Here is a 14,016-nt window from a genome sequence, read left to right on the forward strand (position 1 = left end):
TTATCGGCCAGGGTGGGCCACCGATTTATGGTGTTCGAAGCGGCGGCTCGGTCGGGGTGCGGGGGTGTTCGCTTGGCGGCTAGGGGGATTCGTTCAGCTGCGGTTTTCGTGCGTGGCGAATCGCGGTCGAACAACACTCGTATCTTTCGAACATATGTGCGATGATATGCCGCATGGCGGACGATCGGATGGCGGACATTTTTGCCGCGGTGCGGCTCGGTGGCGGGGATCGGGAAGCGGCGCGCACTGCGCTCGAGAGACTATGGGACGAGATCGGGGAGGGTGGCGACACGTTGTATCGGTGTGTGATCGCCCATCATCTCGCCGACATGCAAGACACTGCTGAGGGTGCGTTGCATTGGGACAGAAGGGCTTTGGCGGCGGTGTTCGGTCCCGGCGTGCCGCTGGACGAGGGGTTGCGTGGTTTCCTCCCCTCGCTGTATCTCAATCTGGCCGACAGTCACCGCAGGGTCGGCGACTTCGATGCCGCGCGCATGCACCTGACCATTGCCAGGGGTCACCTCGATGTCCTGGCGCACGACGCCTACGGTGCGCTGATTCGCACGGGTTTGAACGAAGTCGACATCGCACTCGCGGCCGGTTCGGTCGATCGGCTGCCGACCGGCGAGAGTGCGTACAAGACAGCGTAAATCAACTGGGTCGCAATAATTTTCGCGCCGGAGTGGGCGCTCGGCGTAGGGCTTACTTGCCGATGACCAAGAGGTCGAGCAGGCGGGGGATCTCTTCGTCGAGCGCCGCCACGGTGCTGTCGAGCCCCGACAGTGCGCAGAGCAACGCGCGTTGGAAGACGCCGTCGAGCGCGGCGTACGCGGTGGCGGGGGAGCAGGCGGGTTCGGTGTCCGCCAGTTCGGCGTAGCGGCTGACCACGCGCCAGATCATGGCTTCGCGGCGCTCGTCGATCTCGAGGACGTCCTTTCGGAAGGACTCGTCGAACAAGCTCTGGTTGCGCAGGTCATACCAGAGGCGGTGGAGCGCGGCGTCGGTTTCCATGGTCGAGCAGAACACGGCGGTGAACTCGCGCCGCAGCTGCTCGGTGCTGGTCACGCGGGCCACCACGTCGTCGTAGCGGGTGACGCAGATGGCTTCGTACTGGCGCACCGCCTCGGTGATGAGTTCGCGCTTGTCCGCGAAGTAGTAGTGCAGCACGCCGTGCGAGTACTCCGAGTTCTGCGCGATCTCGCGCAGGCTCGTGCGTGCGTAGCCGAGGTCGGCGAGGGTGTGCAGCGTCGCGATAGCGAGTTCCTTGCGCCGCGCGTCGAACTTGTCGACCTGGCGGCGGGCTATCCGATCTCGCTTCGTCTCAACGATTTCGGTCAACGTGCTGGGTCCCGTCGGGTGGCTGTGGTACGCGTTTGCGCATCCCGAAGCAGTGTATCGCGCTGCCGAAGCCAAAATCTTGACAGTTGTCATAAAAAATCTTGACGAGTGTATAGATTTCCCCTTACTGTGTGACCCACGCCTCAGTCTGAACCATTCATCAGGGGCGGAGTAGCGATCTCGAGGAGGAGATTCCGGTATGACGAGTTATGACTTGACCGGCCGAAAGGCTTTGGTCACCGGCGGCGCGCGTGGGTTGGGCGCCGGTATGGCCGAAGCGCTGGCCAAGGCGGGGGCCGCGGTCGCGATCGGTGACGTGACCGAAGACGTCGGCAAGCAGACCGCGCAGGCCCTGCGCGACGCCGGAGCCACCGCGGAGTTCGTCGCACTCGACGTCACCGACGAGGCGAGCTGGGCCGAAGCCATCCCGAACGTGGTCAACGCGCTCGGCGGGCTCGACCTGGTGGTGAACAACGCCGGAGTCGAGATCACCAGCCTCATCGTCGACCTCGACCCCGCCGACATCCGCAAGATGCTCGACGTGAACGTGCTCGGCACCGCGCTCGGCCTCAAGCACGCCTTCCGTGCCATGCGACCCGGCGGTGCCGCGGGCAACGGCGGCGGCGTCATCAACATCTCCTCGGTCGCCGCGACCATCGCCTTCCCCGGCATCTCCGGCTACTCGGCGACCAAGTCCGCCATCGACCGGCTGACCAGGGTCGCCGCCGCGGAATCGGGCAAGCTCGGCTACGGCGTGCGGGTCAACTGCATCTACCCCGGCCTCACACCCACCGTGATGGGCAACCAACTCGCCGCCGATTGCGCGGCGATCGGCCTGTTCCCCTCGCCGGAAGCCGCCGCGCAAGCCGTCGCGGAGCTGACTCCGCAGGGCCGCCTCGGCCAGGTCGACGACATGGCCGACGCCGTCGTGTTCCTAGCCTCCGACGCCGCCAAGTTCATCACCGGAGCAGGGCTTCCGGTCGATGGCGGCATGGGTATGTGACCGGACTTCTCGCAGCACACGAAAGGAAAGAACGTGGCAACTGACAAGCACGTCGTCGTCTACGGGGCCTCCGGCTACACCGGTCGACTCATCTGTGAATACTTGCGCGAGTACAACATTCCGTTCCTGGCCGCCGGTCGCGACCACAAGCGGGTGGCCGAGGCGGTGGCCGCGGTTCCCGGCATCGACACCGTCGACTACGACGTGGTCGAGGTCGAACACACCGCCGCCGCGCTGACCGAGGCTTTCCGCGGGGCGAAGGTCGTGCTGAACACCGTCGGACCGTTCGCGCGTTACGGGCACGAGGTCGTGCAGGCCAGCCTGGAGATCGGCGCGCATTACACCGACACCAACGGTGAACAGAACTGGATGATCGACGTCGAGTCCCGCTACGGCGCCGACTTCGCCGCCAAAGACCTGGTGCTCACCCCCGGCCTCGCGCAGATGTACACGATCGGTGAGATCGCGGCGAATCTGTGCCTGGAGACACCGGGTTTGGACACCCTGGATATCGAGGTGTTCTGGAAGGGACACCCGACGGTCGCGTCGACGAACACGATCCTTACCAACGCGGCGTTCGCCAAGGCGTACTACCTGGAACAGAACGAGTACGTGGAGTGGCCCGCCGACGGCGGACTCTACGAACTGGTCGTGCCCGGTCAGCACGAACTCGGCCTCGCGCTGCCGTGGGGTGGCACCTCGCATCCGGTGTGGTTCAAGAACGATCCACGCGTCGCCAACGTGCGCGCGTTGGGTGGAGTGTTCAATCGCCCACTGATGCAGGGTGTTCCGCAGATCGTGGCGGCGGCGCTGCAGCAGATGGAGGGTCTCTCGCTGGAGGAGAAGTTCCGTATCGTCGACGAGCAGTCGGCACTGGTTCGTAGCGAGATGCCGCCGAGGGAGAACCCGAGGATCAACACCTCGCTGGATTCGGTGTACGCCTCGGGGCCGTTGGGTCGCGCGCACTGCGTCATCTACGGCAACTGCAACTACAAGCAGACGGCGTTGCTGAATGTGCACGCCGCGTCGCACCTGTTGCAGGATCGGCCCAAGCGGGTCGGATTCGCCTCGAGCTGCCAGGCTTTCGGGCATCGCGAACTGCTCGGCGTGCTGCGCGCGTTCGGACTCGTGCTCGAGCCGACGCTGGAAGTCCTCCACTAGATAAAAACCCCACCGCGCCGGTCGTCACGTGACGACCGGCGCGGCACCCACTTTCGAGCAACGAGGTACACAGTGCGATTGGCCGACTACCTGGACAAGGGCGTCTCACTCGGCGGCGATGCTCCGTGTCTGACCATGAACGGTGAGACGCTCACTTATCATGCGACGCAACAGCTTTCCTACCGGATCGCGGCGGCACTCGATGCCTCGGGGATCGGCCGCGGCGACCGGGTAGCCGTACTGTCCGGCAACGACCCACTGGCGCTGATCTGTGTCTTCGGCATCTCGCGGGTCGGTGCGGTGTGGTGTCCGGTGAATCCGCGCAACGAGGCCGAGGAAAATCGACAACTGCTCGACCTGTTCGGCTGCCGGTGTCTGCTCTTCCAGGAGAAGTTCGCTCCGCTGGTGGCTCGGATTCGTGACCAGTTGCCGGAGCTGACCACGCTGGTCTGCCTGGACGCGACCGTCGATGGCGCGTTGACCTTCGATGAATGGGCGGTATCTCGCGACGAGGTGCTCGACGTGCGCACCAACGGCGATGAACTGTGCATGCTCGCCGGAACCGGCGGCACCACGGGGAAACCGAAGGGGGTGCGACTGACCGGCACCAACATGGCGATCTCGACGGCGTCGGCGCTGATGAGCTACCCGTTCGGTGAGCGGCCCCGGTATCTCGCGCTCGCACCGCTGACCCATTCCGCCGGCGTACTCACCTTCCCGATCCTGTCGCTCGGCGGCGAGGTTGTCATCATGCCGAGCCCCGATTTCGGTGAGTTCCTGCGGCTTGTCGAGCAGCGCGGCATCACGCACGCGTTTCTGCCACCGACGGTCATCTACGGCCTACTGGACCATCCCGATCTCGACGCGACCAACCTCGAGTCGCTGCGCTGTCTCTGGTACGGGGCCGCGCCCATGTCACCGACTCGGCTGGAAGAGGCGTTGACCAGGATCGGTCCGGTGCTCGGTCAGCTGTTCGGTCAGACGGAGGCGCCGAACATGATCGCCACCCTGGCCCCCGCGGAGCATTTCCGCGCCGATGGCTCGATCGCCACCGAACGGCTCGGCTGTGCGGGTCGTCCCACCCCGCTGACCCAGGTGGCGGTGATGAACGAGGCAGGTGAGTTGCTGTCGCGCGGCGAACGCGGCGAGATCGTCGTGCGCGGCCCGCTGGTGATGGCCGGATATCACGAAGATCCGAAAGCCACCGCGGCCGTGAGTACATACGGCTGGCACCACACCGGCGACATCGGCTACCTCGACGAGGAGAACTTCCTTTACATCGTCGACCGCGCCAAGGACATGATCATCACCGGCGGATTCAACGTGTACTCCGCCGAGGTCGAGCAGGCCCTCAGTGCACATCCCGCCGTGCAGGACAGCGCGGTACTCGGTCTACCCGACGACAAATGGGGCGAACGAGTGGTCGCCGTTGTCCAACTCCGGCCCGCGCGTCAGGCCACCCCCGAGGAACTCGTCGCCTTCGTCAAGGAACGCCTCGGCAGCGTGAAAACCCCGAAGCACCTGGATATTTGGCCAGATTTGCCGCGCTCCAAGATCGGCAAGGTCCTCAAGACCGACATCAAGGCGAGGTTGGCCGCACAACTCTAGGCGCTAGATCCGGCGGCTGCGTGCACCCGGTGCTCATGCCAGCGGGCGCAGCAGCTCCTCGACCGTGCCGCGGGGGTTGCTCACACGTCCGAGGCGGAGTCGTGCAGCACCGGCCACAATTCCACGGGTTCGGCATCGGCGAACGGCATATCGGCGGCGATCTGCTGCGCTCGCGCCAGGCTGTCGCAGTCCAACAGGTAGAAGCTGGCAATGTACTTCTTGGTCTCCAGATATGGCTCGTCGGTTGACCACCGGCATGCCGCCGTCGCGACGTACCAACTGCGCCGCGGCGGCATCGGCGAGGCCGTAGGCGCCCAGCAACTCCCCGCTGTCGCGGTACTTCTGATTGAAACGTTCTGTTTCCCGATCTCCTCCGGGTCACGCCTCGGCCGGGAACGCGTCCCACTTGGCCTGGTTGCCGTAGATCATCGCCAGATACTTCATGTCGGATGTCCTTTCCTCGGGCCGCCCCACCGGCGCGCCGTCACCGCATAGCCGAGGCGGAAACCGCGTACTCGACATCCCGCGACACACTATTTTCGTCTTTTTGGACGGTCACGGGCAGTGCCTTGGACAGTTCGACCATATCGAATGTATGTTCGACTGCATGGTGTGCGATGGGATGGAGTAATGGGCCGCCCACCTGGGCTGAGCTGGAGCGGGTGCTTTCGGGTCGGCCGGGGCGCACGAACCCGGAGGCGATGTATCCCGGTGACGGCAGCGACAGTCCCGCGTGGTCGCGTAAGCGTGGAGACTATCGCGCGGAGGCGATCGAACGCGTGGGGCCGGTGGTGCCGTACGCGGAGTTGCACGCGCATTCGGCCTACAGCTTTCTCGACGGTGCGAGTCAGCCCGAAGAGCTCGTAGAGGAGGCGGTGCGGCTGGGGTTGGAAGCGATCGCGCTCACCGATCACGACGGCTGCTACGGAACGGTGCGGTTCGCCGAGGCGGCGAGGGAATGGGGGATGCCGACGGTTTTCGGGGCCGAACTGTCGTTGGGTGCCGATCGGGGTGTCGACTCCGTACCGCGCGCCGGATCGCCGGACCCGGCGGGTCCGCACCTGCTCGTGCTCGCTCGTGGTCAGGAGGGCTACCGCAGGCTCTCTCGGGAGATGGCGACCGCGCATATGGCGGCGGGGGAGAAGGGTATTCTGCGCTACGACCTCGATGCGCTCACCGATGCGTCGCAGGGGAATTGGCACATACTCACCGGCTGCCGCAAGGGACATCTCAGACAGGCGCTCGAGCGTGACTTGCATTCGGGCAGTACGCGTCTCGCGCACGCCGAGGCAGCGTTGCGCGAACTCACCGAGCGGTTCGGCGTCGACAGAGTGAGCGTCGAACTCACCCATCACGGTATTCAGGAAGACGACGAACGCAACGCCCTCCTCGCCGCGCTGGCCGAACGCGTCGGCCTACCCGTGATCGCCACCACCGGAGCGCATTTCGCCGCACCGGCGCAGCGACATCGCGCCATGGCGTTGGCCGCCATCCGTGCGCGCAAGAGCTTGGACGAGGTCGCGGGATGGCTGCCACCCTCGGGCGGTGCGCATCTGCGATCCGGTGCGGAGATGGCATTACTGTTCGCCGAGCATCCGCACGCGGTGGCGAACGCGGTCACACTGGCCCGCGAATGCGCGTTCGATATCCGCCTGATCGCACCGAAACTGCCGCCGTTCGAGGTGCCGGCCGGGCATGACGAGAAGTCGTGGTTGCGCGCGCTCGTGCGCACGGGCGCCGCCGAGCGTTACGGTCGGCCGCAAGGGAATCCGCGTGCGTATGCGCAACTGGAGCACGAACTCGCGGTGATCGAAAAGCTCGGCTTCCCCGGCTATTTCCTCGTGGTGCACGACATCGTGTCCTTCTGTAAGACCAACGACATCCTGTGCCAGGGCCGTGGTTCGGCCGCCAACTCGGCGGTCTGCTACGCGATCGGCATCACCAATGTCGATCCGGTCGGCAACGACCTGCTGTTCGAACGCTTCCTCTCCGCGGAACGCGACGGACCACCCGACATCGATGTGGACATCGAATCCGACCGCCGCGAAGAGGCGATCCAGCACGTCTACACCAAATACGGCCGCGACCACGCCGCTCAGGTGGCCAATGTGATCACCTACCGAGGCAAGTCGGCGGTGCGCGATGCGGCTCGGGCGCTGGGCTTTTCACCGGGTCAGCAGGATGCGTGGAGCAAACAGGTGAGCCGCTGGAGCCCTGCCACCCCGGAGGATTCCGCCAACTCGGGTACGACAGCTGAGACACACGCGGGTACGCCGTCGAACTCAGTGGGGACGCCACACTCGAGCTCTGCTGGGAAGACGCGGCCCACTCCCTCGGAGTCGGTCCGATCGGACTCGGCGGGGGTAGCTCGGTCGACTTCGGTGGGGAAGGCTCGGTCTGGCCCGGCTGGGTCGGACTCGGCGGCGACGGCCCGATCAGGATCGGCGGGGACCGCGCGGTCGAACCAGTCGGGTGCGGCCGGGCGGAACTCGTCGGCACGTCGATCGAGCGCGACCGAATCGTCGGATCCCGAGTCGGATATTCCCGCCGAAGTCCTCGCGCTCGCCGCCGAACTGGAAGGACTACCAAGGCATCTCGGCATCCACTCTGGCGGCATGGTGATCTGCGACCGGCCGATCGCCGACGTCTGCCCGGTGGAATGGGCACGGATGCCCGGCCGCAGCGTTCTGCAATGGGACAAGGACGATTGCGCCGCCATCGATCTGGTGAAGTTCGACCTGCTCGGCCTCGGCATGCTGTCGGCATTGCACTACATGATGGGCATGGTGGCCGAGCACAAAGGCGAGACCGTGGAGTTGCATGCGCTCGATCTGCAGGAAGCCGCCGTCTACGAAATGCTGTCGCGCGCCGACTCGGTGGGGGTGTTCCAGGTCGAGTCGCGTGCGCAGATGGCCACACTGCCGCGCTTGCGTCCGCGCACCTTCTACGACCTGGTGGTCGAGGTGGCGCTGATTCGTCCTGGCCCCATCCAGGGCGGTTCGGTGCACCCGTTCATCCGGCGGCGCAATGGCTTGGAGCCGGTCACCTATGACCATCCCGCACTGGAGAATTCGTTGAAGCGCACCCTCGGTGTGCCGCTGTTTCAGGAACAACTCATGCAGATGGCCGTCGACGTCGCGGGTTTCAGTCCTACGGAAGCCGATCAGTTGCGGCGGGCGATGGGTTCCAAACGCTCGCCCGAACGGATGCGACGCCTGCGGGCCCGGCTCTATCAGGGCATGCGAGACCTGCACGGCATCGAAGGCGCGGTCGCCGACCGCATCTACGAGAAGCTCTACGCCTTCGCGAATTTCGGTTTCCCGGAAAGTCATTCGCAGAGTTTCGCCTCGCTGGTGTTCTATTCGGCCTGGTTCAAGCTGCATCATCCCGCCGCCTTCTGCGCGGGTCTGCTGCGCGCACAGCCGATGGGGTTCTACTCGCCGCAGTCACTGGTCGCGGACGCGCGCAGGCACGATGTGGTGGTGCACGGTCCCGATATCAATGCCAGCCGGGCCGAGCCGACGTTGCATGAGCACGGCACCCAGGTGCGATTGGGGTTGTCGGCCGTCCGCCATATCGGCGACGACCTCGCCGAACGTATCGTCCTCGCGCGGGGCGAACGGCCATACACCTCGTTTCTCGATCTGACCGGTCGCGTGGAACTCACCGTCGCCCAGGCCGAGGCGCTCGCGACGGCGGGTGCGCTCAGCAGCATCGGCGGCACCCGACGCGAGGCGTTGTGGGCGGCGGGCGCGGCGGCGGGGGAGCGACATGATCGGCTGCCCGGCACCGGCGCCGCCACCGCCGCACCCGCGCTGCCGGGGATGAGCGCGCTCGAACTCGCCGCCGCCGACGTGTGGGCGACGGGTGTTTCGCCGGGTAGTTATCCCACCGAGTTCTTGCGTGCGCGGCTGAACGAACTGGGTGTGCTGCCCGCCGATCAGCTGCTGGAGGTGCGGGACGGTTCCCGAGTTCTGGTGGGCGGCGCGGTGACTCACCGGCAAAGGCCCGCCACCGCGGGGGGTGTCACCTTTCTCAATCTGGAGGACGAGACCGGCATGGTGAATGTGGTGTGCTCGGTGGGTTTGTGGACGCGCTACCGTCGCCTCGCGCACAGCGCCCCCGCATTGTTGATCCGGGGCAGGGTGCAGAATGCCGAAGGGGCGGTGACCGTGGTCGCCGAACATCTGCAACGCATGGACCTGCGCGTTGATTCGGCATCACGGGATTTTCGCTGAGTACTTCCGTGCGTCGCGATGTCACGAAATGTGTTTATCGGACCGGAAATTCGGGCTCGCCGCTTTTACCGGCCGACATTCGGTGCCGGAACCGATACTGTGCCAGCCATGCGGAAGCTTTGTGCGGTGTTGTGCATCGGCCTGTTCGGTCTGACAGTGCTCGTCGGGTGCGGTGACGACGCGACCGAACCCACTTCGACCGACGTCGGTTCCGCCGAGCAGGCGCCCGCACCCGCGCTCGCGCCACCCGGTCTGCGCGCGCAGGGGCAGATGAAAGAGAACAACTCCGACTCCACGACCGTCACCGACCGCAAGGAAGTCGTTACCGGTTCGGTGGATCTCACCGCCGACGATCCGATCGATGTGGCGAGCACGATCGTCGAGCGGGTGCGCACCGTGCAGGGCAGGGTCGACAGCCGCACCGACCAACCCGGTGTCGACGACAAGGACCCGAGCGCGCAACTCACCGTGCGCATTCCGGCCGACAAGACCGACAGTTTCATCGACGGACTCGGCGGCCTCGCACGCGTCACCGAGGTGAGCACCGACCGTGACGACGTCACCATGCGCTGGGAAGACCTGGACGCCAGGATCAAAGCGTTGCAGGCTTCGGTAGACCGGTTGCGCGCGTTGATCGCCAATGCCGCCAACACCGCCGACCTGATCAATGCCGAACAGGCACTGTCGAGTCGGCAGGGCGAGCTCGACAGCTTGACCGCGCAGAAGCGCCGCCTCGACGACCAGGTCGCGCTGTCCACGCTCACCATCGACATCAGCAGTACCGCGAACACCCCGGACGCGGGCCCGAACAACTTCTGGGACGGCATCGTCTCCGGCTGGCATTCGCTGGTGGACTGGTTGCACGACGCGGTGGTGTTCGTGGGCAAGGCCATTCCGTGGGTCGTGTTCCTGGTCGTCATCGGTGCCGTGGTGTGGGGGATCGCGCGACTGACGCGTCGCGGTCGGGGTAACGCGCGGGGGCGGCACGGTCCGTCGAAGAACACCGACTCCGTCAAGACAACTGAAAAGCGCGCCGACACCGGTACTTCGGCGCAGTCCGGAGCGGCCGAGTCCGAGTCGGAGGCTTCGACGCCCGCTACCAGCGAGACAAGTGCGGAGCCTGGTGCTCACGAGTTCGGCGGCGAGGCCGACCCGGGTTCGACCGACCCGAAGGGCTCCGGCACTGAACGGCCGGACGCGGACAACTGAGCGTTACCGAGGCCCGATGAACGGCGAAGAACAGGAGTGACCGGTGCCGACGGTTCGGGCGACGATCAAACCGAACAGCAAGAAAGGGCCACTGGTCGAGGTCCAGGACGACGGCGCCCTGCTGTTGTATGTGCGCGCACCCGCCGTCGAGGGAAAAGCGAACAAGGCGGCGATCGAGTTACTAGCTGAGCATTACGGCGTGTCCAAAAGCTCGGTGCGATTGTCGGCCGGGGCGACCTCGCGCTTCAAGCGTTTCGACATCGACCTCTGAGTGGCTGCCCTCGCGCGCACGACGACCGGCTGCTTTATGGGTCAACCCGCACAGTCGGCGAATCCGCGTACTGCGGCGGTGCGTAAGGCGCCGCGGCGGGACGCATCGACCGCGCACGTGGGGTCGAGTTGACGCCACCGGTCGCGTACGAAGTCGACTGGCGCAGAACGGTTTTCGCTAGGTGCCCGCCGGAAATCCAAGCTGCCGCCACGCCTCGTACACGGCGACGGCGGCGGAATTGGACAGGTTCATCGACCGTCGTCCCGGCAACATCGGGATCCGCAGTTGATCGGTGAGGTGCGGGTCGGCGAGTACCGAGTCCGGGAGTCCGGTTGGCTCGGTGCCGAACAGTAGGACGTCGCCGTCGCGATAGGCGACATCCGTGTACCACCGCTCGGCCTGCGTGGTGAACGCGAACACCCGCTTCGGCGCGATCGCCGCCCATGCCGCGTCCAGATCGGCATGCACGGTCACCCCCGCGAGATCGTGATAATCCAATCCGGCCCTGCGCAACTTGGGCTCCGAAAGATCGAACCCCAACGGCTCGATCAAATGCAGATGACACCCGGTCCCCGCGGCCAGCCGAATCGCATTGCCGGTATTGGGCGGTATGACCGGCTCGTGGAACATCAAATGGAGCACCCGGTCAGTCAACCAGGTGGTGGCGGCTGCCCGAAAACACGGTGTCCATGCGGCTATCGGCCAGCACGTCAACCGAGTTCTGTGCGGTGTACATCTTCCGATGTCGCGGCAAGGTCGCGCTCTGCGTGCAGCACACCGCTGAACGACAGGTGCCGTCGTCGACGCGGCGCGAGCTGATCGACCAGCTTGTGTTTTCCGTCGCCCTCGGTCGGAGGCGCCGCGAAGGCGTCGACACGACGAGAGTCGGCTCTCATTGCCCGGCTGGGTCCATGCCTCGGCGTCGGCGGTCCAACGCGGTGCCAATCAGCGCGCGGGCATCAGAGCCTGTCACGGCTTGCTTAGCAAGAGTATCGAAGACTCTGCGATACACCTGAAGCTCTCTCGGCTGAGTTACGGTCAGCTCAGCGGCTGGTGTCTCAACCAACACCATCCGATCATCGAACATGAAAAAGTTTGTCTCGGGAGTTCGCCACTCGGCCACGAGTGGCACAACCCCGAACAGCATCCGAGGTAAGCCAATCACGGCTAACAGACGGTCTAACTGGCCCGTCATAACTTCATTACTACCAACCGTGGTGTATAAAGCGTTCTCAGCGACCAGGATATGAAACCGATGATCACCGTAGTAGAGAACTTTTTGTTGTTCGAGTCGGTTGGAAACACCTTGTTCTACGTCGTTGGGTATCCGGTAAAAATCGGTTACCCGCTCTAGCACGGCGGTAGCGTATTCGGCGGTTTGTAAAATTCCCGGTATCAATACCGGTTCATACGCTCGCATAAGCTTCGTCCGCTCCGCGAGGGATACTGATTTTTGTTGCCTACGACCGGTCCCGGTGTTCAGTAATCGACGGTACTCCAGATATGCAGATTCGATATTGCGAACCGTCGCTACTAGATCGCTTAGTTGACCTTCGTTTTCGGTGTACGTGCAATACGCGCGAAGCTGTGGCTCGGTGGGTGTACGGTGACCGGTCTCGATTTTGGATACCAGGGACTCGTGCCAGCCCGCTAGCATAGCGAGCTGGCGACCAGTGAGCCCTGCATCCTTCCTGATCTCGCGAAGACGCTTACCAAGCGCTTCACGTTGTTCGTGTACCGAGTTGGTCACCCGGCGAATTCCTCGAACGGTGTAGCCGAGCTCCACAGCCTTTGCTTGACACTGCGGCAGTAATGAACGATTTCCGAGTCTGTCGTCGTCGCTGTACCGACCCCGGTTCCATTAGCATCCACCAGGTTGAACGCGACCAACGAATCGTCGTACAGCCACCAATCATCGGCCGGGATACCCCCGGCTTCATGGCGTGCGAGGTACCGAATGTCTTCCCCGGCGCGCTGGTTCTCCGGTGTGATCGACAACAGCCACTGGTGATAATCGGTCAGCGGCACAGTCACTACCCGAACCCTGGACACGGCTACGCCCCGGTTCGTTGATTCCCGCATCAGGCTCAGCCATGACTGAAACCATGCGTAGTCGTCGTCTCGGTGCCCTTCGAGGTACCGCGCGAGTTGCGGATTCTCGTCGGCTACGTCGTAGGCGTCCCCTGTTTCGAGGTGGAACGCCGAACGTTCAGCTTGGCCGAACAACTCCGAGAACGCTTCGACCGGATGCAATCGCACCGTAGAACTTCCTTTCTCGCTTCGGCACCTCGATAGCCGTTTCGTCGTCGGCTAGTTCGAGCTGTCCCAGTGTTTCAGCATCGTTGATCGGTCGACCGGTGAGGTTGAAGGTTCCCCGGCCCGTGTCTGCCAACGTGGCGCCGATGAACGTGTCTGGCTCGGCGAAGCCGGTCAACAAGTGCGGAATTTCGACTGTCCCAACGGTGTCGGTCTCCCAGCCTTGAACCAAGTAGGTGTCTTTGTCTGTGGCGTACAAGGTGGGGCACTGACCTTGCCCTGAGCCACCTCTACCGAGGAAACGCAATCTCATGTCTTTGGCTCCCGTCTAGGGGTGTGACTGTGTGTGACACCCGTAGTACCCAGGATGCCGGATTCTTCTTCTCTGCACACCAGCTAGAACGAACAACGTCAAGTTCTGTCAAGTTCGTAGACCACTGGCCCACAGGGTCCCTAGCGTCTCTCCCCAGGCACACGGTGCGGGTGAGTTCATCCCGGAAGCACGCACCCCCTGTAATCGGAGGTGTTCCCCGTGCCGTGTGCTGTACCAACCTCCACAGCAAGGGGCTAGGGAATGGTCGCTATCGGATGGGTTGATCCGACTTCGCCTGTTGCGGAGTGGGACAGGGCTCAAGTGGCAAGGCTTGCGAAGCGTCTCGGGTATCAACTCACGTGGATGCACCCGCGGTCGTATCTCGGGCTTGCTGAACGCGTGGAGTCCTCGGGTTGTGAGGTTGTGTTGTTACCGTCATCGGCTCACGTGACAGCGAGGACGCTGCATCGGTTGTTGTGTGTCTGCGACGTGGAGTGTGCTGCTCCTCGAATGTCGTTGCCTCGGTTCACGGTTCTTGCAGGTGCCCGGCGGTGAGTGGGTTCGGGTTGGTTCTGGCTATCGGTGTACCGCTGGCGGCGTTGCTCGGCGCGGTGTTCTT

Annotated in this window: 14 protein-coding genes; 7 read left to right on the top strand and 7 right to left on the bottom strand. The window is 64.3% G+C overall.

Annotated elements, in window-relative coordinates; all coding sequences use genetic code 11:
• Window positions 1-173 precede the first annotated feature (173 nt).
• Window positions 174-650 (top strand): hypothetical protein, encoded by a 477-nt coding sequence (locus ABEA50_RS28400; protein WP_345499370.1) that lies wholly within the window; start codon window positions 174-176, stop codon window positions 648-650.
• A gap of 52 nt (window positions 651-702) precedes the next feature.
• On the opposite strand, the gene ABEA50_RS28405 is transcribed toward ABEA50_RS28400, so the two are convergent.
• The gene (locus ABEA50_RS28405; protein WP_345499371.1) at window positions 703-1,338 is read right to left on the bottom strand and encodes a TetR/AcrR family transcriptional regulator; all 636 of its coding nucleotides are present in this window, start codon (window positions 1,336-1,338) and stop codon (window positions 703-705) included.
• Between the two features lie 199 nt (window positions 1,339-1,537).
• Here ABEA50_RS28405 and ABEA50_RS28410 point away from each other — a divergent pair, with 199 nt between their 5' ends.
• From ABEA50_RS28410 to ABEA50_RS28420, 3 genes are all read left to right on the top strand, one after another.
• Window positions 1,538-2,341, top strand: coding sequence for an SDR family NAD(P)-dependent oxidoreductase (locus ABEA50_RS28410; RefSeq protein WP_345499373.1), 804 nt, complete (start codon window positions 1,538-1,540; stop codon window positions 2,339-2,341).
• 33 nt (window positions 2,342-2,374) lie between these two features.
• Window positions 2,375-3,502 carry a DUF5938 domain-containing protein gene (locus ABEA50_RS28415; RefSeq protein ID WP_345499374.1) on the top strand — a complete coding sequence of 376 codons (1,128 nt, stop codon included), beginning with the start codon at window positions 2,375-2,377 and terminating at the stop codon, window positions 3,500-3,502.
• Between the two features lie 72 nt (window positions 3,503-3,574).
• Complete coding sequence (locus tag ABEA50_RS28420) at window positions 3,575-5,110, top strand: AMP-binding protein (protein WP_345499375.1); 1,536 nt, start codon at window positions 3,575-3,577, stop codon at window positions 5,108-5,110.
• Between the two features lie 80 nt (window positions 5,111-5,190).
• Here the strand turns inward: ABEA50_RS28420 and ABEA50_RS28425 are convergent, their stop codons facing one another.
• Complete coding sequence (locus ABEA50_RS28425) at window positions 5,191-5,406, bottom strand: YciI family protein (RefSeq protein WP_345499376.1); 216 nt, start codon at window positions 5,404-5,406, stop codon at window positions 5,191-5,193.
• Between the two features lie 82 nt (window positions 5,407-5,488).
• Window positions 5,489-5,632 (bottom strand): hypothetical protein, encoded by a 144-nt coding sequence (locus ABEA50_RS28430; RefSeq protein WP_345499378.1) that lies wholly within the window; start codon window positions 5,630-5,632, stop codon window positions 5,489-5,491.
• Window positions 5,633-5,727: 95 nt separating this feature from the next.
• On the opposite strand from ABEA50_RS28430, the gene ABEA50_RS28435 reads away from it, so the two are divergent.
• From ABEA50_RS28435 to ABEA50_RS28445, 3 genes are all read left to right on the top strand, one after another.
• Window positions 5,728-9,348, top strand: coding sequence for an error-prone DNA polymerase (locus ABEA50_RS28435; RefSeq protein ID WP_345499380.1), 3,621 nt, complete (start codon window positions 5,728-5,730; stop codon window positions 9,346-9,348).
• Window positions 9,349-9,456: 108 nt separating this feature from the next.
• A complete protein-coding gene (locus ABEA50_RS28440; protein ID WP_345499381.1) occupies window positions 9,457-10,557 on the top strand; it encodes a DUF4349 domain-containing protein in 1,101 nt (366 codons plus the stop codon).
• A gap of 43 nt (window positions 10,558-10,600) precedes the next feature.
• The gene (locus ABEA50_RS28445; protein ID WP_345499382.1) at window positions 10,601-10,828 is read left to right on the top strand and encodes a DUF167 domain-containing protein; all 228 of its coding nucleotides are present in this window, start codon (window positions 10,601-10,603) and stop codon (window positions 10,826-10,828) included.
• 177 nt (window positions 10,829-11,005) lie between these two features.
• Here the strand turns inward: ABEA50_RS28445 and ABEA50_RS28450 are convergent, their stop codons facing one another.
• The 4 genes from ABEA50_RS28450 to ABEA50_RS28465 all read right to left on the bottom strand — a co-directional run bounded on the left by ABEA50_RS28450 (window position 11,006) and on the right by ABEA50_RS28465 (window position 13,343).
• Complete coding sequence (locus tag ABEA50_RS28450) at window positions 11,006-11,470, bottom strand: tRNA (cytidine(34)-2'-O)-methyltransferase (protein WP_345499383.1); 465 nt, start codon at window positions 11,468-11,470, stop codon at window positions 11,006-11,008.
• A gap of 250 nt (window positions 11,471-11,720) precedes the next feature.
• The gene (locus tag ABEA50_RS28455; RefSeq protein ID WP_345499384.1) at window positions 11,721-12,578 is read right to left on the bottom strand and encodes a helix-turn-helix domain-containing protein; all 858 of its coding nucleotides are present in this window, start codon (window positions 12,576-12,578) and stop codon (window positions 11,721-11,723) included.
• Window positions 12,575-13,087, bottom strand: a complete 513-nt coding sequence (locus ABEA50_RS28460; RefSeq protein ID WP_345499385.1) for a DUF6879 family protein — start codon at window positions 13,085-13,087, stop codon at window positions 12,575-12,577. The genes ABEA50_RS28455 and ABEA50_RS28460 overlap by 4 nt, the downstream gene beginning before the upstream one ends.
• Complete coding sequence (locus ABEA50_RS28465) at window positions 13,038-13,343, bottom strand: hypothetical protein (protein WP_345499387.1); 306 nt, start codon at window positions 13,341-13,343, stop codon at window positions 13,038-13,040. Before ABEA50_RS28465 ends, ABEA50_RS28460 begins: the two co-directional genes overlap by 50 nt.
• Between the last annotated feature and the right edge of the window lie 673 nt (window positions 13,344-14,016).

Origin of the sequence: Nocardia callitridis (genome assembly GCF_039543305.1) — a bacterium.
GTDB classification, from domain to species: domain Bacteria; phylum Actinomycetota; class Actinomycetes; order Mycobacteriales; family Mycobacteriaceae; genus Nocardia; species Nocardia callitridis.

Excerpts from the sequence above, each read along its gene's own strand:
- ABEA50_RS28400 (WP_345499370.1), top strand. The coding sequence starts at position 174 with ATGGCGGACGATCGGATGGCGGACATTTTTGCCGCGGTGCGGCTCGGT.
- ABEA50_RS28410 (WP_345499373.1), top strand. The coding sequence starts at position 1,538 with ATGACGAGTTATGACTTGACCGGCCGAAAGGCTTTGGTCACCGGCGGC.
- ABEA50_RS28425 (WP_345499376.1), bottom strand. The coding sequence starts at position 5,406 with ATGCCGCCGCGGCGCAGTTGGTACGTCGCGACGGCGGCATGCCGGTGG.
- ABEA50_RS28430 (WP_345499378.1), bottom strand. The coding sequence starts at position 5,632 with ATGTCGAGTACGCGGTTTCCGCCTCGGCTATGCGGTGACGGCGCGCCG.
- ABEA50_RS28435 (WP_345499380.1), top strand. The coding sequence starts at position 5,728 with ATGGGATGGAGTAATGGGCCGCCCACCTGGGCTGAGCTGGAGCGGGTG.
- ABEA50_RS28440 (WP_345499381.1), top strand. The coding sequence starts at position 9,457 with ATGCGGAAGCTTTGTGCGGTGTTGTGCATCGGCCTGTTCGGTCTGACA.